The following is a 22,105-nucleotide window of genomic DNA, read 5'->3' on the forward strand; positions in this document are numbered from 1 at the left end:
CAACGGTCCTTTCCGCAACGGTCCTTCCGGGGTCGGCCCTTCCGGTATCGGTCCGTTCAGCCGATCGTGACGGCATCGAGCACCTCCTCGGCGTGGGGGCGGGCGGCGGCGGGGCCGTGCCGGTGCTGCATCCGCATCAGCACCTGGTTGTCGGACTCGACGGCGACCTGGAGGAAACCGTCCCCGTCGTGGAACAGCAGGCCCAGCGCGGTGAAGCGCTCCAGCACCGGCTCGACCGCCGCCGCGCCGCCGGGCAGCTTGGCGGCCAGCGCGGTGGTCGAGCGGGGCTGGTTCAGCAGCCGGAAGGCGGCGAGCTCCACCGGATCGGTCAGCTCGACCACCCGCCAGTCGTACCCGGGGCGGGTGTTGACGAGCGCGATCCGCCCGCCCGCGTCCCGGTAGCTGAGCCGGCTGTCGGGGAACCGCGCGATCCAGGTGCCCACCGCCGTGCTCAACCGTTCCGCCAGGTCGCCGCCGATCCCGCGCGGCGGTGCGCTGAACACGTAGGCCAGTTCGGCCAGTTCGCTCTCCGGCAGGCGGTAGGTCGCGCCGTACTGGAAGGCCGGTCGGGTGATCGCGAAGCCCAGCTCGGGGCGGTCGAAGTACGGGCTGAACCGCTCGATCGCGATCCGGCCCGCTCCGGTCGGCGGGTCCAGGTGGTGCAGTACGGGCAGTTGGCGGATCACCGACTCGTAGTCGGCCGGCTGCTCGCCCGGGAAGCCGTAGAGGTAGTTCCAGCTCACCGACACTCCGGCGCTCTGCGCGTCCCGCAGCGCGCGGACGTTCTGGCAGCCCGTCACCCCCTTGTCCATGATCCGCAGGACCCGGGTGCTCAGGCTCTCGATGCCGGGCTGCACCTGGGCCGCGCCCGAGTCGCCGAGGAGTTGGAACTGGTGGCGGCGCAGGTTGGCCTTGATCTCGAAGTGCAGCCGCAGATCCACCGGGAGCTCGGCGAGCGACTTCAGGACGGTGTCGAAGTAGCCCATGTCCAGGATGTTGTCGACCACGTAGACGTCCAGCAGCTGGTGGCGTTCGGCGAGCGCGAGCACCTCGGCGAGGAAGTCGGCCGGCGGCTTGGAGCGGAACTCCATCGAGGAGCCGTTGAGCCCGCAGAAGGTGCAGTGGTGCTTCTCGCCCCACCAGCAGCCCCGGGAGCCTTCGACGACCAGCTTGGGATCGACCCAGCCGGCCGCGACGGAGGCGTCGAGCCGCTCGTAGAAGCCGTCGTAGCGGGGCGCCAGGATCGCCGCGGGCGGCAGCGGGCGCCTCGTCATCTCGTTGGCCGTCGACTTCCCGGAGCCGTCCCGCCAGCACAGCCCGGGGACGGCGGAGAGGTCGCCGCCTTCCAGGAGTGCCGGGAAGGCGGCCTCGCCCTCACCGCGCACCACGTAGTCCAGGAAGGGGAAGTTGCGGTGCAGCGCGGCGCCCTGCGGACCGTCGCAGTTCGCGCCGCCGAACACCGTGCGCACCTGCGGGCACCGCTGCTTGAGCAGCCTCGCGGCGGCGAGGCTCGCCGTGTTCTGCTGGAAGGTGGTGGTGAAGCCGACCAGGTCCGGTGGGTCGGCGGCGAGTTCGTCGACCAGTCGGGCGATGAACGCGGGGGCGATCGCGCGGGTGGCCCGGGTCAGCGCGATCTCCTGCTCGCTCGCACCGCTGGTGGCCAGGTACTCGAAGTAGGCCGCGAACTCGCCGTCGCTGTCGTCGACTTCGCCGTCGATGCGGGCGTCGATGCCGGGGGCCGGGCCGTCGTCGCCGTACAGTGCACCGGCGAACGCCCAGTCGCCCGCGCCCTGGAAGTAGGACTTCTCGGAGAAGTACTGGTAGTCGTCCACGCCGAAACCCGCGGTCTCGGCGGCCCAGTCCACGAAGTCCAGGTTGGCGTACCGCACTTCGACCTGGTGGTCGGCGCGTGCGGCGGCGGTGTGCATGATCCCGAGCGCCAGCGACGGCACGTCGATCGCGCCCCAGGGCATGTGCAGCAGGACGATACGCATGGTGGCCACTTCTGTTGATCGCCGGCGGTCGATGAGGTGTCGCTCCGGGGCACCGCAGGCGCCCCGGAGCGACGGAGAATCACTTGCCCTTGGTCTCCGGCTTCGGCTTCGGCTGCCCCTTGAGGGCAGGCGCGACCACCGCGGCCTTGGTGATGTCGAGTGCGAAGGCCTGGACCACCACGGCGCCCCGGTCACGCTCCGGGGTGCTGATCGGGTCGTTCTGAATGCTGCGTCGCTTCATGGATGTTCACCTCCTTCCACCAGTTCGGCGGGTACCCCGGGGCGGTCGCCCCGGGGTGGCAGGGGGAGCGGTGTCGGCCAGGCGTGCTCGGCGAACCGGACCATCGTGGCCAGCACCGATCGGTGGTCGGCGGTCCGGCGGCTGTAGTGGCCGCCGTCCACCCAGAGCAGCTCGTGCGGCACCGCCAGCCGGCGCAGGTCCGCGGCGTACCGGGCGACCTGGTCGGGTGGGCACCGCTCGTCGGTCCGCGAGGCGACCAGCAGGACGGGCGAGCGGACCTGGTGCACGTACGACCGCGGGTCGGCCGCGCGGTAGCGCTCGGGAACCTCGTCCGGGGTCCCGCCGAAGAGCTGCCGATCGAGCGCGCGCAGTGCGGGGGTGGTGGTGCGGTAGGCGGCGGGGTAGTCCGCGATCGGCTGGGCGGCCATGCCGAGTGACCACAACTCCGGCTGCGCGCCCATCGCCAGCAGGGTCAGGTAGCCGCCCCACGAGAATCCGCACAGGCCGGTGCGCTCCGCGAGCGCCGTACCGTCGGCGACCAGCTCCGCGCGGACGGCGGCCAGGTCCTCGATCTGCGCCAGCCCGACCCGGTGGCCGTACTCGTGCTGCCAGCGGGCGCCGTAGCCGGTGGAGCCGCGGTAGTTGGTGCGCACCACCGCGTAGCCACGGCCGACCAGGGCGTTCACCCGCGGGTCGTAGGAGTCGCGGTCGTGGGTGGCGGGGCCGCCGTGGACCAGGAAGAGGGTCGGCCACGGGCCCTCGCCGACCGGGGTGCTGACGAAGCTGTGGATCCGTCCGTACGGCCGGGGCGTCCAGCGCCGGCTGCGGGAGGTGTCGCCCCGGTCCGGGTCGAGGCCCTGTCCGGGGTGGTGCGCAGCCTCCGTGCCGGGGCGCAGTACCAGCGGGCGGGGCGGTGTCGACTCCCGGCTCCAGACGCAGTGCAAGGTGCCGTCCGGAGCGCAGGACAGGTCGTGGATCGTGCCGCCCGGCGTGCTGATCTCCCGGACGGGCGGGGCCTGTTCGGCCGGTCTTTGCTGTGCGGCCCCCTGCGGCGTCACCCGCTGCCGCGTCGCCCCCTGCCCCTCCGGTGGGTCGAGGTCGGTGAGGAGCAGCCGGCTCCGCCCGGCCCGCTCGTGCTGGATCAGCACCTCGCGCGGCCCCCGGTACCAGCCGGCCGATATCTGCGAGTCGAACGACAGCCCCGGGTACCGGCGCAGTCCGGTGCCGGCCCGCCAGGTCGCGACGGTGTACCGCTCGTCCTCCTCGACCACCAGCAGCAGCTCCGGTTCGAGTCCCGCGAGCGGGTTGAACTCGATCGGCCAGAGCCGTAGTCGGCGGTTTCCGGCGATCCGCAGCGGACCGTCCGCCTGCGCGTCCGCCTGCGCGCCAGCCGGGGCGCCTGTCGGCCACAGGACCACTGAGTCGTCCCCGTCGGGCCGCCCGCCGAGGGCGAGGAGCCGACCGTCCGGCGACAGGTCGGCCAGGCTCAGGTACCCTGGCGCCGAACCGATCAGCCGGGCCTCGCCCGCGGGCGGTCCGACGTAGCAGTGCGAGGCGCCGTCGACACCGACGACCACCGCGGCGAGCGAGCCCGTCCGGTCGAAGGCGACGCCGTACGCCCGCCCGCGCGGCACGTCGTGCAGCGCCTCGCCGCCCGCGCCGCCGGCGAACGGCTCGCGCCACCACCGGCCCTCCCCGGCGTTGTCGGCGTCGAACCACCAGATGGCGTCGCCGTCCGGCTCGATCTCGCTCAGATGGACGCCCCCCGGCCGGTCGGTGACCACCCGGCGCCGGCCCGTCCCCAGGTCCCAGGCCACCGCCTGCCAGCGCTCGTCGACGAGCCGCGTCTCGACCGCGCGGTCGGCCGCCAGCGCGGCGAAGCCGGGGGACTGGAACGCCTGCGTCACGGACCCGGCCCTTTCGGCTCGATGGTGGGAACAGACTGCGCTGAACGTCCCGAGGCCGGTGCACTGATGTGAAGATCCAGTGAACTGGCGTGAAGAAAAGGCCACTTGTGGAGGATCGCCGCCACTCTAGGGGGGTGCCGTGGTTGCGAACAGACCTTTCGCACAGTTGGCCGAAATGCAGCTGAGGTGAATGCGGGCCGGCGCCGACGCCGCCGACCGCGCGTTGATCACTTGTCTGCCATGGATTCCTACGGTCGGGCCTTCGGCAAGTTCCGCACCGCTCAGAAGGATTCCCATGATCGACCAAGCCGCGTCGTCGCGCGGTGCCACAACCATCGGCCTGTTCGTCGCCCTGGTGGCGGTGACCCGCGTCATCGCCGCACCGGTGCCGCTGCGCGCGCTCACCGGGGTGGGGCGGTAGACCGTGGAACCGCGCTCCAACCTCGACGAGTTCCTCTCCGACCTCGCGCGCTACGCCGCCGCGGACGTGCTGACCGCGCAGCTCACCGCGGACACCCTGCGCAAGTACCTGCGGTCCGGGCTGATCGTGCCCGACGACCTGTGCGCCGGTGACACCGACGGCTACTCGCAGCGGTTGCTGCACGCCGGACGGACGCACTCCGTGGTGGCCCTGACCTGGCTGCCCGGGCAGTCCACCCCGATCCACGACCATGTCGCCTGGTGCGTGTCAGGTGTGGTGGAGGGCGTCGAGGTGGACGAGGCGTTCCGGCTGTGGCGGCCCTCCAGGACCGGCCGCCGGGTGCTGGTGCCGTCCGGCCGGACCACCTGCTCTCCCGGCCGGGTGCAGCTCCTGGTGCCGCCCGACGAGGACATCCACCGGGTGTCGAACGGTGGCACCGGTCGCGCGGTCTCCCTGCACGTCTACGGCGCCGACATCGCGCTGAACGGGGGCAGCTCGATCAACCGGGTCTTCGGGAACGAGGTCGTGGACCTCCCGCCGGACGGCGCCCGCCTGGTGAGCTGGCGGAGCCCGGAGAGCCTGGCCCGGTGACCGCCCCGTAGCGAACCGGCGGGCCGTCCGATCCGGACGGCCCGCCGGCCGCGCCCGGGCCCCGGCCCGGTCGACCGGGCCGGGCCGTACGGCCTGACGTCGGCTTCTGTTGCGGCCGACCGGGCCGTACCTCGCGAATGGTCCAGACCTATTGACGAGCTGCGCCGCCCCTCCTACGATCCGGTCCGGCACAGCCCCACATGTCCCCACCTCACCCACAGCCGGGCGTCGCGCCCCCACGCGTCGGTCATGTCCATGGCGTTCGGCGGGAAGGGAGCGCAGCATGTTCCGTCGAAGGTCGCGTACTCCACGTCCGTCGGGCGATGTCCGCCCCTGTCCGGACCCCGGCCGCCCCGAAGGCGACCGGGCCGGGAGCGAGCCGCTCCGGACCCCTCGCCCGCAGCCGCGGGCGGGCGTGGAACGCGCAGCGCAGGTGAACCGGACCAGCCGTGCCCAGCACGGGCCGAGCGTCCTGCGGCGCTCCCTCGCCGGGGTGAGCGCCGTCGCCGTCATCGGTGCCGGCATCGCCGCGGCCGGCTCCGTCACGGCCGGGGCCGCCACCCCCAACCTGGTGGCCAACCCCGGCTTCGAGAGCGGACTCTCCGGCTGGACCTGCTCCGGCGGCTCCGGCGCGGTCGTCAGCAGTCCGGTCCACTCCGGCGCCGCCGCGCTCAAGGCCACGCCGACCGGCCCGGACAGCGCCCAGTGCAGCCAGACCGTCAGCGTGCAGCCCAACTCCCAGTACACGCTGAGCGCCTACGTCCAGGGCAGCTACGTCTACCTGGGCGCCACCGGCACCGGCGCCGGCAGCGACCCGTCCACCTGGACGCCGAGCAGCGCGGCGTACAGCCAGCTCAGCGTCGGCTTCACCACGGGGCCGAACACCACCTCGGTGACCGTCTACCTGCACGGCTGGTACGGGCAGCCCGCGTACTACGCGGACGACGTGTCGCTCACCGGCCCCGGCGGCAGCAGCCCCACGCCGCCCACCACGCCGCCGCCCACCACGCCGCCTCCGACGACTCCGCCTCCGACGACTCCGCCGCCCACGACTCCTCCGCCCACCACCCCGCCGCCGACCACCCCGGCGCCGGGTGACACGTGCCCCACGAAGCCCAAGCCGTCGGGCAAGGTCCTCCAGGGGTACTGGGAGAACTGGGACGGCGCCGCGAACGGCGTCCACCCCGGCATGGGCTGGGTCCCCATCACGGACAGTCGGATCGCCGCACACGGCTACAACGTCATCAACGCCGCCTTCCCGGTGATCCTCTCGGACGGCACCGTCCAGTGGCAGGACGGCATGGACACCAACGTCAAGGTCTCGACCCCCGCCGAGATGTGCCAGGCCAAGGCGGCCGGGGCGACGATCCTGATGTCGATCGGCGGTGCCGCCGCGGGCATCGACCTGAGCTCCAGCACCGTCGCCGACCGGTTCGTGGCGACCGTCGTCCCGATCCTCAAGAAGTACAACTTCGACGGGATCGACATCGACATCGAGACCGGCCTGTCCGGAAGCGGCAGCATCGGCACGCTGTCCGCCTCCCAGGCCAACCTGATGCGCATCATCGACGGCGTGCTGGCGCAGATGCCCGCGGGCTTCGGCCTGACGATGGCCCCCGAAACCGCGTACGTGACCGGCGGGAGCGTCACCTACGGCTCGATCTGGGGCGCCTACCTGCCGATCGTCAAGAAGTACGCCGACAACGGGCAACTGTGGTGGCTGAACATGCAGTACTACAACGGCAGCATGTACGGCTGCTCCGGCGACTCCTACCAGGCCGGCACCGTGCAGGGCTTCACCGCGCAGACCACCTGCCTGAACAACGGCCTGACCATCCAGGGCACCACCGTCAAGGTGCCCTACGACAAGCAGGTGCCCGGCCTGCCGGCCCAGCCCGGCGCGGGCGGCGGCTACATGGACCCGGGCCTGGTCGGCCAGTCGTGGAACGCGTTCGGCGGTTCACTGAAGGGGCTCATGACGTGGTCGCTCAACTGGGACGGCTCGAAGGGCTGGAGCTTCGGCGACAACGTGAAGTCCCTCCAAGGCCGTTGATCACCCGCTGACGTCCTGCTGACGCCCTGCTGACGTCCCGTCGGCTTCCCGTGCACCGGTGCACGGGAAGCTGACGGGACGTCGGGCGTTGCCCGGTCGGGGTGTGCCCGGTAGCGCCGGGCTCAGTAGCGCTGGGCCTTCACCACGACCGGGACCAGGGCCAGGTCGGCGGGCTGGCGGCTGAAGGCGATCGGACTGGCCTTCCCGCCCGGGGCCAGGTTCTCGGCGCCGACGATCGCCGAGTCGACGGCGTGGCCCGACGCATCGGTGAAGTCCACCTGGACCGCGTAGGACGCGGCCTCGCGGGTGCTGTTGACGATGGTCACGACGGCGGCGTGGAGGCCGCCGGTGGTGGATCGCGGCACGCCGGTCAGGGTGATGTCGGAGGTGGCGTTGCCGGGGCCCTCCACGGTCTTGAGCACCTCGGTCGCCTTCGCCCGGTTCTGCGCGGCCTGCGCGTCCGCCGATGCCTCGAACGCCGAGGCGGCGGCCGCCGCCGAGGCCGAGCGCGCGGACGCCGCGGCCGAGGCCGACTCCAGCGCGGAGGCGAAGGCGGAGGGCGGCTCCCCGGAGAAGCTCGACGGGTTGGGCGCCTCCGACAGCGTCGCCCCCGCCGCGTTCGTCGGCGTCGCGGGCCCGGACGAGCTCCCGGATGAGCACGACGCCACGAGGAGGACGGCCGTTCCTGCCGCTGCGGCCAGGGCGCCCACTCTTCGCGGCAGCCGGGGGCCGCCGCCCTGGCTGGTGTACAGCGTACGCATCACGCACAACCCTCCGGTCATCCCGTCATCCGCTCGGCCGTCGGTGGGCACGTGCAAGCCCGCAGCCGCCCGGTTCGTGCTCTCCATGCTTTGTTCTGCACGCCCGGACCACGAGCGGTGCTGGGCCGTCCGGACGGCACGGAGCGATTCCAGCGGTCGGCGGCGGCCGGGCGACCCGCCGGGCCCGCGCCTGTCGGCACCAGCAGCAGCCGCCCGGGGGAGGCCGGCGCGAGGGCCGGGCGCAGCCGCAGCGCGAGCGGACCGCCGAGCACCGTCCCGGCGCCGGGGAAGCCGAGGAAGGGGACCGGAAGGCCGTAGGCGTTCGGGCCGAGCCGGTCCGCCCGGATGTGGTCCGGTCGGGTTGAGCGGGGAATCGGCCGGTCCCGGGGAGGGTGCGGAGCAGCGGACTTCGAAGCGCCGCCGGGAAACGGCGGAGAAGTCAGGAGAACGCGGACGAGGGCGAAATGGCGGACTGCACCGGGCAGTACGCGCAGATCGTCGAAAGGGGATACCGGACCCTGCTCTACACCGGGAACTTCGACGCCGCCTGCGGGTACCGGAGCACCGAGGAGATCCTGGACGACCTCATGACACGAGAGGGCGAGCAGGCGGAGTGGCGCAACGCTCCCCGGCTGGTCTGGACGCAGGCCCAGGGGAACCCGAAGGGATTCGTCCGCCGCCACGGCAACCTGACGCAGGTCAGCGTGCCCGACTCCGGACACCAGGTGCCGGCGTACCAGCCGGAGATCTGCCGGGAGCTGCTCTACAACTGGCTCTTCGAACGCCCCTTCCCCGGTTACGACCCGCAGCAGGCGCGCAAGCAGAGCGGCGACGGCGGCCTGCGCAGAGGCTGACCGCACCGTCGGGGTCGCCCCTGCCCCCCGCTCCCCGCTGCTCGGGGGGCGGGGAGCGGGGGGCGGGGGCGGCGGAGTCGGCCGCACGACTCGGGCGGTCGCCCGCCGTCCCCGGCGGGGCGGTGAGGTGCGGTCAGAGGAGCCGGTCGCGGTGGCGGGCGGCGGTTTCGCGGACGAGACGGGCGAAGTTCTCGCGGCTGTGGTGCCGGTGCTGTTCGGCCCGTTCGTCGTCCAGGTCCGCGTCGTCCGGGCCCGCATCGTCCGGGCCTGCGTCGGCCAAGCCTGCGTCGTCGGTGCCGAGGTGCTCTTCGTCGAGGTCGTCGTACTCGGTGTGGAGGACCCAGCAGCCGTGGATGCCGGCGAGGAGGTCTTCGAGGAGGTCGCGGGCGGGGCGCCTGGGGTCGAGGGGGGTGAGGCGCAGGCCGGTGTCCTCCGGGTCGGTCTCCTCGTCGTCGGTGTAGTCCTCGGTGTAGTCGTCGAGGGCCCCGTCGAGGTCTTCGAGTTGTTCGCGCAGGCCGGCGGGGTCGGGGAGGAGGCCGTCGGCGATGTGGAGGGCGTGGCGGACGAGGCCGGTGACGGCGTCGTGGGGGGTGTGGCCGGCGTCGAGGAGTTCGAGGACGAGGGTGGGGGTCTGGTGCGGGAGGTCCTCGATGCTGTCGGCTTCGAGCAGGACGGCGGTGGCGTCGTGGCCGGAGGCGCCGGCGGCGACCTCGGCCGCGGCGGCGAGCCAGTGCGCGGCCGCGACGGCGGCGGCGGTCGGGTCGACGTCGGAGAAGAGGGCGAGGGAGCCGAAGGGGTTCTGCTCCAGCAGGTGGTCGGCGGCGGCGACCTGGACGGGGGAGGCGTCCTCGCGGCTGAGCAGGACGGCCTGCTGGGCGCGGCCGGTGAGGTTGCCGAGTTCGGCGCTCTCGACGGCGGTGAGTTCGGTGACGGTCTCGGCGAGGACGGCCTTCGTCAACTCGGCTTCGTCGAGGGCGTGCAGGGCGCGGCCGGCCTGGTGGGCGGATTCCAGCAGCGGGCTGTAGGAGACGGTGAGCAGGCCGCCGTGGGGCAGGTTCGGCGCGGCCACGGCTTCGGCGACCTCGCTGAAGGTGTCGCGTTCCTGCTCGCGGCGCCAGCCTTCGGTGTCGGGTTCGAGGGAGCCGGCGGCGCTGGCGGGGTGGGTGTAGGTGCGCCAGGCCGCCTCCGACAGGCGGGTCAGCGCGCCGGCCAGGCGCAGGAGCGTGGCGCCGGCCGCGTCGGCCGGGAGGGCGGTGATCCGGGTGGCGAGGTCGCCTTCGCCGGTTCCCCAGGTGGCGATGAGCTCGTGCCGGTTCGGGTCGACGCTGTAGCGGGTCATGATGCCTACCTTCGGGGACGCGCGGCTGATTGCTCGGCTGACGGCAATTCTGGCGCATCGTCAGGTGGCGGCGGGTGAAGCCCAGCCCGGGCGCGAGTGCAGGAGCCTCGCGCCCGGTCCCGTTCACAGCAGCAGACGGCCGCGGGTCTCGGGCATCCAGCGGGCCAGGGCCAGGGCGGACGCCGCGCTGATCGCCGCGTACACACCGAACGCCCCGCCGAGCGACAACTCCTGCACGAGGGGGAGGAACGTGGTCGCCACGACGAAGTCCGTTGCCCAGTGGGCCGCGGTGGCCAGACTCATCAGGACGCCGCGGGCACCCGCCGGGTAGATCTCGGCGATGTAGACCCAGAAGACGGCAGCAGGGCCCACCGCTCCCGCCATGATGAAGACGCACAGCAGCGCTGCGGTCGGCGCCCCCGTGTGCCCGAGCGGCTGCGCCACCGCGATGCCGACGGCCGCGACCGCCATGACCAGCAGCCCTCCGATCATCGTCTTCCGGCGGCCGACCCGGTCGAGCAGGGCGATGGTGACGACGGTGGCGGCCACGTTGCACAGTCCGACCAGGACAGCTCCCCGGATGCCTCCGGCAGCGGTCATGCCGCTTCCGCCCAGGATGGTCGGCACGTAGTAGATCGCGGTGTTCAGACCGGTCAGATGGACCAGGACGGCGATCGCCAGTCCCAGCGCGACCCAGCGGGGACCGGCCAGCGCGCAGGCCTGCCGGAGGCTCGCAGCGGGGGCGGCGGTGGGCCGTGTGACGGTTGCGGTCGCGGGGCCGGCGGTGGGCCGTGCGGCGGTCGCCGTCGTGGGGCGGCCACCGGGGCGGGCGGCTGCGCCGCCCGGGTCGGGCGGGGACAGGCGCCGGGCGGCGCTCGCCGCCCGGGCGGTGTCTCCCCTGGAGTGCAGCCAGTCCGGCGACTCGGGCACCAGGCACATGCCGACCAGCAGCACGCACGCGGGCAGGAGCCCGAGAGCGAGCATCCAGCGCCAGGCCCCCGCGGGTTCCAGGAGATAGGCCACCACGTAGGACAGCAGGAGCCCGATCGTGATCATGAGTTGGTTCAGTGTGACGAGCGCGCCGCGTCGGGCGGGCGGAGAGATCTCGGAGATGTACAGCGGGACCGCGAACGAGACGGCCCCCAGGGCGAGTCCGACGAGGAAGCGCCCGGTGAGGAGCGCGGTGGAGCCCGAGGCCGCCGCCGACGCCGCCGTTCCGAGGGCGTACACGGCCGCGGCGGCGCCGATGACCGGTCGGCGCCCGAACCTGTCCGCCAGCCGCCCGCTGGTGAGGGCGGTGAGCGCCGCGCCGAGGAGGGCGGCCGACACGACCGCCCCCTGCTGCCACGACGACAGGGCGAAGGTGGTGGCGACCAGCCGCAGGACTCCGGCGATCACCCCGATTCCGTAGCCGAACAGCAGCCCTCCGACGGAGGCGACGCCCACGGTCAACAGCCGTGCGGTGCCCGGGGGGACGGGCGCCGTCATGGCGAGACCCCTGCGCCGCCGTCGACATGGTCATAGGACGGGGCCAAGCCCATGGGATGCCCTTCTTCGAAGTGCCGTAGGCAGGGGTGGGGCGAGGTCGGGTCAGGCCGCCGGGAATCCGCCGTCCACGCCGATGGCCGCCCCGCCCCCGGGCACCGAGCCGAGGTGATCACCCGCTTCGCAATCCGGGAGCAGACTACCGGCGTCACCGGCCGACCGGCCGCAACCTGAGCACGCCCCGACGCACCGTCAGAAACGTCTTATGGTCGGATCAACGCGAGGACCTCGTCCCGGAGGTGCTCCATGGTCTCCTGGTCGTGCGCCTCCACGTTGACCCGAAGGACCGGTTCGGTGTTCGAGGGGCGCAGGTTGAACCGGGTTCCGCCCGGCAGGCCGACCGTCAGACCGTCGAGCCGGTCCGTGGTCACCCCGGCCCGGTGCCGGTAGCGCTCCTCCACCTCCCGGATCGTGGCCGCGACGTCGGCGACGACGCAGTTGAGTTCACCGGACAGCGCGAAGCGGCTGTGCGCGGCGATCACGGCGGACAGCGGCCGGTCCTGTCCGCCGAGGGCGGCCAACACGTGGAGCGCGGCGAGCATGCCGCTGTCGGCACGCCAGAAGTCCCTGAAGAAGTAGTGCCCGGAGTGCTCTCCGCCGAACACGGCGTTGTGCTGCGCCATGAGCGCCTTGACGTGGGAGTGCCCCACGCGGGACCGGAAGGGGCGTCCGCCGTGGCGGCGGATGCTCCGCACCGTGGCCTCCGCGGTGATCAGGTTGTACACGATGGCCGAGCCGGGGTGCCGTGCCAGCTCCCGGCCCGCGATCAGGCTGATGACGGCGGACGGCGAGACCGGCTGACCGCCTTCGTCGACGAAGAAGCAACGGTCGGCGTCACCGTCGAAGGCGAGTCCGATGTCGGCCCCCTGCCTGCGGACCTCGGCCTGGAGGTCGACGAGGTTCCTGGGGTCGATGGGGTTGGCCTCGTGGTGGGGGAACGTGCCGTCGAGTTCGAAGTAGAGCGGGACGAGGTCGACGGGCAGGCCCGCGAAGACCTCCGGGGCGGTCAGGCCGGCCATGCCGTTGCCCGCGTCGGCGACGACCCTGAGGGGCCGGATCCCGGTGAGGTCGACGAGCTGCCGCAGGTGTGCCGCGTACTCCTTGAGGAGTGGTCTTTCCGTACGGGTGCCGCGGGACGCGGCGGGTGCGGCGCGTTCCCCCGCGACGAGCCAATCGCGGATCCGGCCGAGGCCCGTGTTCTCCCCCAGGGGGGCCGCGCCGCTCAGGCACAGCTTGATGCCGTTGTCCTTCGCGGGGTTGTGGCTGGCGGTGATCATGGCGCCGGGAAGTCCGAGCGATCCACTGGCGTAGTAGAGGTAGTCGGTGGAGCCGAGCCCGGCGTCGACGACGTCGGCACCGGCCCGGCGGGCGCCGTCGCTGAACGCCCGCACCAGCATGGCCGAGGAAGGGCGCATGTCTCTGGCCACCACCACCTGCGGGGCGTTGGTGAAGCGGATGAACAGGCCGCCGATGCGTTCCGCGACCTCGCCGTCGAGTTCGGCGGGGACTTCCCCGCGGATGTCGTAGGCCTTGACCAGTCGCGCGTAGTCGGACACGGTCACCCCTTCACGAGGTCGGGGCCGCGGACGCCGACTGCCGGCGACGCGCCATGGCCACCCGGTAGCCGTCCAGGGTGTCCGCGACCATCCTGCGGCTGCTGAACTCCCGTTCCGCCGTGGTGTACGCGTTGGCCGCGAGCTCGGCGGCCAACGCCTCGTCGGTGAGCACCCGCAGTATCCCTTCGGCCAGTGCGGGCGGGTCGGCCGCCGGCACGAGCAGGCCGTCGACGCCGTCGGTGATGACGTCGCTGATGCCGATGACGCGGGTGCCGACGACGGGCTTGCCGGCGCGCATCGCCTCGACCACGCTGAACGGAAGTCCCTCCGCCAGGGAGGGCTGGACCACCAGATCCGCCGCAGCGTAGACGGCGGGCATCGTCTCGGCCCCGAAGTCCTGGCGGAGGGTGACCAGTTCTGCCACACCGCCGCGTTCGAGCCGGTCCCACACGCTCTTCTCGTACGCGTAGTCCGAGACCCTCCCCGACAGGAGCACCCGCACCTCGGGCAGCTCCGCCGCGACCAGGGGCAGTGCCGCGGCCAGGTCGAGCTGGGCCTTGCGGGCGGACATCCGGCCCGGGAGGACGACCAGCCGCTGGTCGGGGGCGACGCCGAGTTCGGCGCGCAGCGCGGAGCGCAGGTTCCGGGCCACGTCGTCCGGCGGGGCGTCGGGAACGCCGTTGTGGACGAGCCTGATGCGGTCGGCCGGGGCGCCGAAGCGGGCGGCGCGCTCGGCGAAGAAGCGGCTGGGGACGAAGTGCATGTCGACGGGGAGGGTCTGGTACGACAGGCGGCACCGGCCACGGCCGAACCGCTCCAGGTCGGGGTTCTGCTCGTGCAGCGAGCACACCAGTGCGGCGTCCGTTTCGAGCGCCACGATGCTCGCGAGGATCAGCGTCTCATGGCTGTTGGCGTGGACGACGTCGAAGCTCTCGCCCTGGAGCACGGCCCCGAGTTCGTCGAGGACGGAGTACTGCATCTGCCGCCATCTCACCTTGTCCCGCGCGTCCACGCGGTCCGCGAAGTCGCGCAGCCGCACGACCCTCCCCGCGTCCTCCTCGCGGTCCCCGGGCAGGTGGTCCAGCCACGACCCGTCGGTCGCGATGACGACGTCGTGGCCGTCGGCCACCAGCCCTTCGCACAACAGCCGCGCATAGGTCTCGGCCCCGCCGTGCAGGGGTTCGTAACTGGAGGTCAGCATCAGGACTTTCATCGGTCCGCCCTTTCGGTGAGCCAGGGAATGAGCCCACGGCCGGCGTCCTCGCCGGCCTCGCGCAGCGAATCGGGAGTGCCCACGTCCCGCCAGTAGCCGGTGAGCCGGTGCGCCCCCACGCGTTCGCCGGCGGCCATCAGCGCGGGGGCGAGTTCCCTGGCGTAGTCGTAGACGACGTCCTCGGGGATGTGCGCGATGACGCGGGGGTCCAGGCAGTAGACCCCGGCGCTGATCCAGTGCGTCTCGTCGTCGGGGACGTCGGGCTTCTCCCGGGCGCCGCGGATCCGACCACCGGGGTCGATGTCCAGCACGCCGTAGCGGCGGGCCTGCCGGATCCGCGTACAGGCGAACGTCAGGGCGTACCCTCCGCGCGTGTGCGCGTCGACGAGCCGTTGGAGCGGCTCGCCCATGATGACGTCGCAGGAGGTGACGAGCACGGCGTCGAAGGTGGCCAGTTCCTCGTGGAACAGCCGCAGCGCCCCGGCGGGCCCGGTGAGGCGGGGCTCGGTCCGGGCGTGGACGGGCACCTTCACCGTGGTGCCGTCGAGGAAGCGAAGGACCTGCTCGGCCTGGTAGTGCAGATTGAGGTAGACGTCCGTGACGTCGGTCTCGGCACACCGGTCCAGCAGGTGTCCCAGCAGCGGCTTGCCCGCCAGGGGCAGGAGCGGCTTGGGCGTCCGGGCGGTGAGTGCTCCCATCCGGCTGCCGCGCCCGGCTGCCAGGATCATCCCCGCCAGCCTCATCCGGTCTGCCCCGCCTCGGCGGAGTCCGTCTTCCGGAGGGGGCGTGCGGTCAGCCAGGACACGACGGAGTCGACCCCGTCCTCCAGCGTCGTCCCGGCGGTCCAGCCCAGCTGGGCCTGGGCGCGGGAGGGGTCCAGGCACCCCCTGCGCACTTCTCCCGCCAGCGGCGGCCCGAAGCGGGGCGGCAGCGAACGGCCGGTCCGCTTCTCGACCGCCTGATGGATGTCCAGGACCGAACTCTCCTGGCCCTTACCGATGTTGATCAGACCGTGCCCCTGGTCCATGGCCCGCACGAACGCATCGGCCACGTCGCTCACATGCACGTAGTCGCGGGTCTGCAGGCCGTCCCCGTTGATGACGCAGGTCTGCCCGGAGAGCATGCGCTGCGCGAAGATGGAGACGACTCCCGCCTCACCGAACGGGGTCTGGCGGGGGCCGAAGACGTTGCCGAGGGCGAGCGCGACGTAGTCCAGGCCGTAGGTCTCGTGGTAGAGGCGCAGGTAGTCGACGGCGACGGACTTGGTCAGCCCGTAGAAGGAACTGGGCACCCGGCCCGCGGACTCCTTGATGGGCACCCCGTCCTCACCGGCGGGCCCGTAGATCGTCCCGCCGCTGGAGGCGAACACGACCTTGCGGCTCCGGCTGCGCCGCGCCGCTTCGAGCATCCGGACCAGGCCGATGACGTTGACCTGGGCGTCCAGCAGGGGATCCCGCATCGACACCTTCACGCTGAACTGTGCGGCCAGCAGCAGCAGCACCTCGGGCGCGAAGTCCTCCACCGCGGCCGCGGTGGACTCGTCGACCACGTCGGCCGTGAGAACGCTCAACTCGGGCCAACGGGCCTCGCTCTCGGCGAGATTGGCCCGATCGCCGGTGGAGAAGTCGTCCACCACCAGGACGCGGTGTCCCTGGGCACACAACCGGTCGACGATGTGCGAGCCGATGAACCCGCCGCCACCCGTGACGACAACCTTGCTCATGCCTTGGTCTCCTCTCGTGGTTCGCCAATGTGGTTCACATCCGGATCCGCCGGATCACGCCGCCGGATCACGCCGGCGGATCCGCGTGGCCGCGCCGCAGCCGGACGTCGTCCTGGAGGATGCGCGGGCCGTCGGCTGCCGGGGACACGACCGGGATCGCCGCGGTGGCGGCGGCCGTGTCCCCGGCCCGCACGACACGGTCGGGGAAGTGGCCGGGGCGCGACGCCCGAGTGGCCGTGAGTTCCTCTCCCGATGTCTTCCTGACTTTCGGCCCTCCAGGCCCTTACGCGGCGCCCTTCTTGATGCGGTATCCGATCGCCGTCACGGGGTTGTCGACGAACATGCGGTGAACCGCCGTGTCATCGAATCCGATGGAGAGAATGTTCTGCCGCTGCTGCTCATAACCGCTCGACCCCGCTGCCACGGCCCCGTCGTCACGCAGCCACAGGGGATTGTGGTCACTCCGGGAAAGCGGTTCCTGAGCCATCGTGGCGACCTCGGTGTGGTCGGTCAGCGCGATGAGGCGGTCCACGCCCAGGTATTCGACGGTGCGCCGACAGATTTCGAGGTCGACGTGGTACCCGTCGAAGTTGATGCACGGGTACAGGAGGGACTCGCGTGCGGAGCGCAGCATTTCGGCCGGAACAGGGCCGAGCAGTTCCCGGAGGTCGGTCTCGTTCCAGTCGGGATCGAGCACCCGCCGCAGTTCGACTTCGCGGTGGACCCGCTCCTGCGGCGTGCGCCAGGAATGCGTGAAGTTCCGCGGGGTGTCGTTGTACAGATGGTCGGTCAGGACCAGGTACGGGGAGGAGTCGTAGCGGCTGTGCAGGAATTCGAGCACTTCCCGCAGCCGGACGGCGCTGCGCTCGGGCGCCTCCCGGTGGAAGTGCCCCACGGCGATCCGGAGCCCCTGCTCGTAGAAGCTGGTGAGCAGGTCGGCGAAGGTGGGGCCGGCGTCGATGCGCTCGTCCAGGGCCATGGCGTCGGGCGCCATCACGATGTAGCGCAGCCCGAGCGGGCCGAGGGACGCGATGACGTCCCACTCCTTCGCCGACGGGAACCACCGTCCGGCCCGCGGTATCCCTCCCTGCGGTCCCAGCAGCGGGCCCTCGATCGCGAAACCGGCGATGTTGGGAACCGCGTTCGTCTGTTCGAGCCGGTGGTACTCCTGGAGGACCTCCACCAGGCGGGGGAGATTCTCCCGCCGCAGGTAGACGGTCGGCAGAATTCCGTACTCACGGGATTCCGCAGCCTTCTGGACCTCGGGGAGGTCCTCGGGCGAGATGGTCGAGAAATCGAAGTCATCGATTCCGTGGAAGTGGTAGAGAAGGGCCTTCACTTTTACCCTCGTTCCGTCTCGGACTATTCCTTGGACGGTTGGATTGGGTGCCGTCTCCACAGCTACGGCTGTCGACTTCCTGAGGCTTTTCTCATTGTCACGATCGACCTCACGAGTCGTCGCCGGGAGCAGCACGTCCTGCTGCAAACTCCGTGGACTGGCCTGCGGATAACACGGCAGCGCCAAAAGAACGGAGACTGTACGTACAAGCATCCGTCGCCCGAGGGATGTTGAAAACCAAATCCTCGACAGTGTCCTGAAGTCACTGCGGCCTGGCGCACCTTGGTGCCTTGACAGTGGCCTTACAATTCGGGGTAAGTATGTGGTGATTATGTGCTGGCGACGCCGGGCGGCACGGTTTTCGCCCGGGGGCTGTTACGGGTGTTGCCGCTGTTCCGCCCCGCCGGATCGTGCTTCTCGTGGCCGGGATGACCGGTGATCTCGCCCTTCACCGGCGGATTCCGGAACCCGCCTGGTCAGCACCCGCAACAGCCCGTCCGCCGTCAGTGCGCGAGGAGCCGGCGGAGGAAGACGTCCGGGACGTGGTTGGTGTCGCCGGGGAGGAGGGTGCCGTCCTCGGAGGTGAACAGCACGGCGCTGCCGGAGGCGTCGGTGTACGGGTTGTCCGAGGTGCCGGTGCTCGTGGTGCCGTCCTCGGCCGCGCCGGCGAGTTCGACGGCTCCGGTGACGAGGTCGCGGCGGAACACGTTCTGCTGCCCGCCGTCGACTCCGGGGACGAGGTTGCCGGCGTCGGAGACCAAGTAGACCCAGCGGTCGTCGTAGGACATGGTGCCGCGGCCGGCGGAGCCGACCGTGGTGGTGCCGGGCAGCGGGGTGGTCACCCTGGTCACGGTGCCGGTGCGCAGGTCGCGGGTGTAGAGCTCCTGGTGGCGGCCGAGGATCGGCCCGCCGGGCGCTTCGAGGGTGTAGACGGCGTACCGCCCGTCGGGGCTGAGGGTGGCGTCCAGGCCGGTGTTGGCGAGCAGGCCGGCGGGGTCGGTGCTCGCGCCGCTGATCACCCCGGTGTGCTGGTCGAACACGTAGAAGGGGTAGGAGGCGTGCCCGAGGATCGCGGGGGAGTCCCCGTGGTCCGCGTGGTCCGCGTGGTCCTCGGGAGCGGTGGGGGCTGCGGGGGCTGCGGGGCTCTGGGTGGGAGCCGGGAGCAGGTTGTACGCGCGGGACTTGAAGCCGATGACGCGGCCGTCGGCGCTGATCGAGGGCAGGTAGGAGTCGCCGTTGCCCGGTTTGCCGTTCACCCCGAGGGTGACCAGGCGGGTGGTGCCCTCCCGGCGGTCGGTGACGTAGATGTTCTCCTTGGTGACCGTGCCGACCGGCGCGAGGTCCGTCCGGGAGGAGGAGAAGGCCACGAAGCGGCCGTCCCAACTGGCCACCGCGTCACGGGAGATGCGGCCGTCCTGGCCGGTGGCCGCCGGGTCGCCGGCGGTGATCAGCTCGGTGACGCCGTCCCGGAGGTCGCGGAGGTAGACCTCCCCGCCGCTGTTGGCCCGGTGGCCGGGGACCACGTTGGTGGCCTTGGTGTTGAACGCGACGAAGCGGCCGTCGCCGCTGATCGACGCCTGGGTGGTGGGGGCGTCGAGCTGGGCGCCGTCCGCGCCGACGCTGACGCGTTGGGTGCGGCCGGTGTGCAGGTCCCGGACGAAGACGTCCGTCGCCCCGTTGGTGTCGCCGGGCACCAGGTTGGTCGCGTCCGAGGAGAACAGCGCGTAGCGGCCGTCGGCGCTCAGCCCCAGGGCGGCGGACGCGCCGTCCGGCTGGGCGCCGTCGAGGCCGACGCTCACCCGGACGATCCCGCCCGTGCGCGGATGCGCTTCGGCGGCGGCTGGTGCGGCGAGGCCGGCCAGTACGGCGGCGAGCAGGGCGCAGCCGCCGCGCAGCAGCCCGCGCCGGGGTCGTGTGGTGGTCATGATATGGGGTCCTCCCCTTGGTGGGTGACGACGGCGCGGGCGGTGCCACCCTGGTGGGTGGCACCGCCCGCGCAACTGGTTGGGGAGAGCCAAACGCCCAGCGGCCCGGAGGTCAACGGGCCCGCCTCCGCACTGGCCGATTCTCGCCAACTAACCGAGGGGGAAGGGATATTGGATACCGCCGGGCGGTAGCGGAAGGTGCGGGGCCGGCGTGCCCGGCTCCGGCCCCCGACCGGGGTTACGGGCGGGTGGTCAGTTGACGGTCCAGACCTGGAGGGGCGATCCGGTGTCGGGCTGCTGGGTGGTCCGGGCGCCGTCGGCGGTGGACGCGGTGGTGAGCAGCAGGCCGCTCTTCTGGGAGGTGATCCGGTAGCCGCCGGCGGCCGGGGTGAGCTGCCAGCGCTGGTTGCCGCCGCCGGTGCAGGCCCACTGGATGACCTTGGCGCCGGCGGAGGTGGAGCCGCCGTCGACGTCCATGCACAGGTGCGACTCGCCGTTGGCGATCTGGTAGCTGCCGTCCGCCTGCCGGGTGAACACCCAGGTCTGGTTCGGGCCGCCGTTGGGGGCCCAGGTGACCAGTTGGGTGCCCTGGGCGGTGGAGTGGCCGGGGTCGTCGAGGGCCTTGCCGGCGGCGGTCAGGGTGTGGGTGCCGTCCAGCGGGGGGTTGGGCGCGGTGCCGGTGGCGGTCAGGGTGAGGGTCTGCTCGCCGGGGCCGCGGGTGCCGCCGACGGGGTTGCCGGTGGTGTCGGCCCAGCTGCGGGTGGGGGTGGTCTCGGTGGACCGGCTGTTGGTGGAGGAGAGGCCGAGGACGAGTCCGCTGTAGCGGTTGACCAGCTTGAACGTGCCGGTGGCGGTTCCGTCGGCGGACTTCCCGGGGATGACGAACCACTGCTGGCCGACGGTGGGCCCGCCCGGGCCGGCGGCGGTGGCGGTGGGGCGGGCGCCCCAGGCGCGACCGGCGGTGGCGGTGGAGTCGACGCCGAGCAGGCGGCCGGTGGCGGCGTTGACGATCCGGTAGGAGCCGTCGCCGTTGGTGGTGAAGCTCCAGGCCTCCAGGTCGGAGCCGGTGCCGGCGGCCAGCGAGGTGGTGGCCGGGCCGCCGGCGACCTGGGCGAGAAGCCGGCCGTCGGCGTTGCCGATCCGGTAGGTCCTGCCGGGGTCGACGGGGGGAGCGGCGGGCGCGGAGCCGTTGATCGTCACGTCCACGTACTCGCCGGACGCGCCGTTGGAGCAGCCGAAGGCGCAGTACGAGCGGAAGGTCCTGCCGACGACGGTGCTGTTGGTGCGGTTGGCGCTGTCGAGGAACCAGCGGTACCAGGACGCGGTGTGGTAGCCGCCGGTGTCGCCGATCGGCACCCACTTCTGGCTGGCGAGGTCGGCGGTGGCGTAGTACTGCTGGGGCGCCGAGCCGCTCTGGTCGACGGCCTGCGGCTCGGCGATGTACAGCCCGAGGTAGGCGTTGTAGGTGATGTCCATGACGAACAGCGGTGAGGTGGGGGGCATCGTGCCGGCTGCGACCTGCTGGGCCACGGTGCCGGTGTTCGCCGGGTCGTACTCGTCGGCGACCGGGGTGTAGCCGGTGGGGTGCGCGGAGTCGGCGGGCACCAGGTTGCTCTCCTGGCCGCCGGTGCCGGGCTGCGACCACGCGCCGTCGTACCACTTCTGCCACGAGTCGGGTGCCATCTTGGCGGCGATCGGGGCCCGGGCCACGTGTTCGTGGAAGGCCTTCCAGCTGCCGCCCTTGTCGACGATCCGCGAGCCGTAGAAGACGTAGAAGTAGCCCGAGGCCGTGTCGACGAAGAGGCGTTGGTCGCCGTCCCCGTAGTCGAAGGTCTGGTTCGGGAAGGCCGCGGTGTCGCCCCGCTGGGTGCTGTAGGGCGAGGTGATGGCGTGGTCCTTGATGGTCCACGTCCGGCCCTGGTCGCTGGAGACGGCGTAGTCGATGGCGTCGAAGTGGAGGCCGTCGCCGAAGGGTTGCGGGGTGAACTCGTTGTGCACCAGCCCGTACCAGTCGCCGGTGTCCGGGTCGACCCAGATGCCGGAGAGGTCGCAGTAGTTCTTCTGGGCATAGCCCGACCCGGCGGGCGCGGAGGTCGAGGTCAGGCCGGTGGGGCTGTTGTTGCAGCGCCAGGTGGTGTCGTTGTTGCGGTCCTGGGGGTTGGCGGGGTTGACGGCGTTGCTGAGCGCGCTCGACCGGGTGGCGGAGTCGAAGTCCGTGCCGGTGAAGAAGTCCCAGTAGCGCGGGTCGTTCGCGCCGTAGAGCGCGGCGGACTGCTGGAAGTAGAAGGTGCCGTCCTTGTCGGTGTACGGGACGGCGGGGGTGTCGGTGGGGTGGGCGTAGCCGACCGGCTTGCCGACGCTCACGGTGTACGGGGCGGTTGACGGGGCGCCGGCCGGGGCGGCTGACGGTTCGGGGGCGGCCGACGCGGACGGGGCGAGGCCCGCGCTCAGCGCCAGGAGCGCGGGGGCGAGGACGGCGGCGAGTGCTCTGCGGGGTGGGGCGGACACGAGGTCTCCTTCGGTGCTGCACCGTCGGGGCGGGGTGGGCGGTGCTTCTCGGGCCCGCCGGTCGTCGTTGGGGGCGCGACCGCCGAGGCCGGCGATGGCATGCAGTATCCGGCTCTCTTGCGCGCAACTGTCAAC

General features: G+C 72.1%; 17 protein-coding genes and 1 pseudogene. 4 read left to right on the forward strand and 14 right to left on the reverse strand.

Going from position 1 to position 22,105, the window contains the following annotated elements; all coding sequences use genetic code 11:
• Window positions 1-56: 56 nt before the first annotated feature.
• From AB0O19_RS36005 to AB0O19_RS36015, 3 genes are all read right to left on the reverse strand, one after another.
• Window positions 57-1,994, reverse strand: coding sequence for a RiPP maturation radical SAM C-methyltransferase (locus AB0O19_RS36005; RefSeq protein WP_363625734.1), 1,938 nt, complete (start codon window positions 1,992-1,994; stop codon window positions 57-59).
• Between the two features lie 79 nt (window positions 1,995-2,073).
• Entirely contained in the window at window positions 2,074-2,235 is a 162-nt protein-coding gene (locus AB0O19_RS36010) for a hypothetical protein (RefSeq protein ID WP_363586260.1), read from the reverse strand.
• Window positions 2,232-4,142 carry a prolyl oligopeptidase family serine peptidase gene (locus tag AB0O19_RS36015; RefSeq protein WP_363625736.1) on the reverse strand — a complete coding sequence of 637 codons (1,911 nt, stop codon included), beginning with the start codon at window positions 4,140-4,142 and terminating at the stop codon, window positions 2,232-2,234. The genes AB0O19_RS36010 and AB0O19_RS36015 overlap by 4 nt, the downstream gene beginning before the upstream one ends.
• A gap of 295 nt (window positions 4,143-4,437) precedes the next feature.
• Here AB0O19_RS36015 and AB0O19_RS36020 point away from each other — a divergent pair, with 295 nt between their 5' ends.
• From AB0O19_RS36020 to AB0O19_RS36030, 3 genes are all read left to right on the forward strand, one after another.
• Window positions 4,438-4,563, forward strand: coding sequence for a hypothetical protein (locus AB0O19_RS36020; protein ID WP_363625738.1), 126 nt, complete (start codon window positions 4,438-4,440; stop codon window positions 4,561-4,563).
• A 3-nt stretch (window positions 4,564-4,566) separates the two neighbouring features.
• Complete coding sequence (locus AB0O19_RS36025) at window positions 4,567-5,154, forward strand: cysteine dioxygenase family protein (protein ID WP_363625740.1); 588 nt, start codon at window positions 4,567-4,569, stop codon at window positions 5,152-5,154.
• A gap of 433 nt (window positions 5,155-5,587) precedes the next feature.
• Window positions 5,588-7,207 (forward strand): glycosyl hydrolase family 18 protein, encoded by a 1,620-nt coding sequence (locus tag AB0O19_RS36030; RefSeq protein WP_363625742.1) that lies wholly within the window; start codon window positions 5,588-5,590, stop codon window positions 7,205-7,207.
• A gap of 122 nt (window positions 7,208-7,329) precedes the next feature.
• Here the strand turns inward: AB0O19_RS36030 and AB0O19_RS36035 are convergent, their stop codons facing one another.
• Window positions 7,330-7,968, reverse strand: coding sequence for a hypothetical protein (locus AB0O19_RS36035; protein ID WP_363586265.1), 639 nt, complete (start codon window positions 7,966-7,968; stop codon window positions 7,330-7,332).
• Window positions 7,969-8,432: 464 nt separating this feature from the next.
• Between AB0O19_RS36035 and AB0O19_RS36040 the strand changes: the two genes are divergently transcribed.
• Window positions 8,433-8,822: a hypothetical protein gene (locus AB0O19_RS36040; protein WP_363625744.1), complete on the forward strand. Its 390-nt coding sequence runs from the start codon at window positions 8,433-8,435 to the stop codon at window positions 8,820-8,822.
• A gap of 133 nt (window positions 8,823-8,955) precedes the next feature.
• Here AB0O19_RS36040 and AB0O19_RS36045 read toward each other — a convergent pair whose 3' ends face one another.
• From AB0O19_RS36045 to AB0O19_RS36090, 10 genes and pseudogenes are all read right to left on the reverse strand, one after another.
• Complete coding sequence (locus tag AB0O19_RS36045) at window positions 8,956-10,161, reverse strand: hypothetical protein (RefSeq protein WP_363625746.1); 1,206 nt, start codon at window positions 10,159-10,161, stop codon at window positions 8,956-8,958.
• A 123-nt stretch (window positions 10,162-10,284) separates the two neighbouring features.
• The gene (locus AB0O19_RS36050) at window positions 10,285-11,649 is read right to left on the reverse strand and encodes a sugar porter family MFS transporter (RefSeq protein ID WP_363625748.1); all 1,365 of its coding nucleotides are present in this window, start codon (window positions 11,647-11,649) and stop codon (window positions 10,285-10,287) included.
• 260 nt (window positions 11,650-11,909) lie between these two features.
• Window positions 11,910-13,262, reverse strand: a complete 1,353-nt coding sequence (locus tag AB0O19_RS36055) for a phosphomannomutase/phosphoglucomutase (RefSeq protein ID WP_363625750.1) — start codon at window positions 13,260-13,262, stop codon at window positions 11,910-11,912.
• A 10-nt stretch (window positions 13,263-13,272) separates the two neighbouring features.
• Window positions 13,273-14,463: a glycosyltransferase family 4 protein gene (locus AB0O19_RS36060; RefSeq protein ID WP_363586272.1), complete on the reverse strand. Its 1,191-nt coding sequence runs from the start codon at window positions 14,461-14,463 to the stop codon at window positions 13,273-13,275.
• An 8-nt stretch (window positions 14,464-14,471) separates the two neighbouring features.
• The gene (locus AB0O19_RS36065) at window positions 14,472-15,203 is read right to left on the reverse strand and encodes a nucleotidyltransferase family protein (RefSeq protein WP_363625752.1); all 732 of its coding nucleotides are present in this window, start codon (window positions 15,201-15,203) and stop codon (window positions 14,472-14,474) included.
• An 11-nt stretch (window positions 15,204-15,214) separates the two neighbouring features.
• Window positions 15,215-16,198 carry an NAD-dependent epimerase/dehydratase family protein gene (locus AB0O19_RS36070; protein ID WP_363625754.1) on the reverse strand — a complete coding sequence of 328 codons (984 nt, stop codon included), beginning with the start codon at window positions 16,196-16,198 and terminating at the stop codon, window positions 15,215-15,217.
• A gap of 283 nt (window positions 16,199-16,481) precedes the next feature.
• Complete coding sequence (locus AB0O19_RS36075) at window positions 16,482-17,537, reverse strand: hypothetical protein (protein WP_363625756.1); 1,056 nt, start codon at window positions 17,535-17,537, stop codon at window positions 16,482-16,484.
• Between the two features lie 356 nt (window positions 17,538-17,893).
• Window positions 17,894-18,032 (reverse strand): annotated as a pseudogene (locus AB0O19_RS36080) (IS256 family transposase); the annotation flags it as partial.
• An 8-nt stretch (window positions 18,033-18,040) separates the two neighbouring features.
• Window positions 18,041-19,462, reverse strand: a complete 1,422-nt coding sequence (locus AB0O19_RS36085; RefSeq protein WP_363625758.1) for a hypothetical protein — start codon at window positions 19,460-19,462, stop codon at window positions 18,041-18,043.
• 252 nt (window positions 19,463-19,714) lie between these two features.
• On the reverse strand, window positions 19,715-21,970 hold the full coding sequence (locus AB0O19_RS36090; RefSeq protein ID WP_363625760.1) for an RICIN domain-containing protein: 2,256 nt from the start codon (window positions 21,968-21,970) through the stop codon (window positions 19,715-19,717).
• Window positions 21,971-22,105 lie beyond the last annotated feature (135 nt).

The sequence above is a fragment of the Kitasatospora sp. NPDC091276 genome (assembly GCF_040684355.1).
Lineage (GTDB): Bacteria > Actinomycetota > Actinomycetes > Streptomycetales > Streptomycetaceae > Kitasatospora.

Excerpts from the sequence above, each read along its gene's own strand:
- AB0O19_RS36005 (WP_363625734.1), bottom strand. The coding sequence starts at position 1,994 with ATGCGTATCGTCCTGCTGCACATGCCCTGGGGCGCGATCGACGTGCCG.
- AB0O19_RS36010 (WP_363586260.1), bottom strand. The coding sequence starts at position 2,235 with ATGAAGCGACGCAGCATTCAGAACGACCCGATCAGCACCCCGGAGCGT.
- AB0O19_RS36020 (WP_363625738.1), top strand. The coding sequence starts at position 4,438 with ATGATCGACCAAGCCGCGTCGTCGCGCGGTGCCACAACCATCGGCCTG.
- AB0O19_RS36035 (WP_363586265.1), bottom strand. The coding sequence starts at position 7,968 with ATGCGTACGCTGTACACCAGCCAGGGCGGCGGCCCCCGGCTGCCGCGA.
- AB0O19_RS36040 (WP_363625744.1), top strand. The coding sequence starts at position 8,433 with ATGGCGGACTGCACCGGGCAGTACGCGCAGATCGTCGAAAGGGGATAC.
- AB0O19_RS36045 (WP_363625746.1), bottom strand. The coding sequence starts at position 10,161 with ATGACCCGCTACAGCGTCGACCCGAACCGGCACGAGCTCATCGCCACC.
- AB0O19_RS36050 (WP_363625748.1), bottom strand. The coding sequence starts at position 11,649 with ATGACGGCGCCCGTCCCCCCGGGCACCGCACGGCTGTTGACCGTGGGC.
- AB0O19_RS36060 (WP_363586272.1), bottom strand. The coding sequence starts at position 14,463 with ATGCTGACCTCCAGTTACGAACCCCTGCACGGCGGGGCCGAGACCTAT.
- AB0O19_RS36065 (WP_363625752.1), bottom strand. The coding sequence starts at position 15,203 with ATGATCCTGGCAGCCGGGCGCGGCAGCCGGATGGGAGCACTCACCGCC.
- AB0O19_RS36070 (WP_363625754.1), bottom strand. The coding sequence starts at position 16,198 with ATGAGCAAGGTTGTCGTCACGGGTGGCGGCGGGTTCATCGGCTCGCAC.
- AB0O19_RS36085 (WP_363625758.1), bottom strand. The coding sequence starts at position 19,462 with ATGACCACCACACGACCCCGGCGCGGGCTGCTGCGCGGCGGCTGCGCC.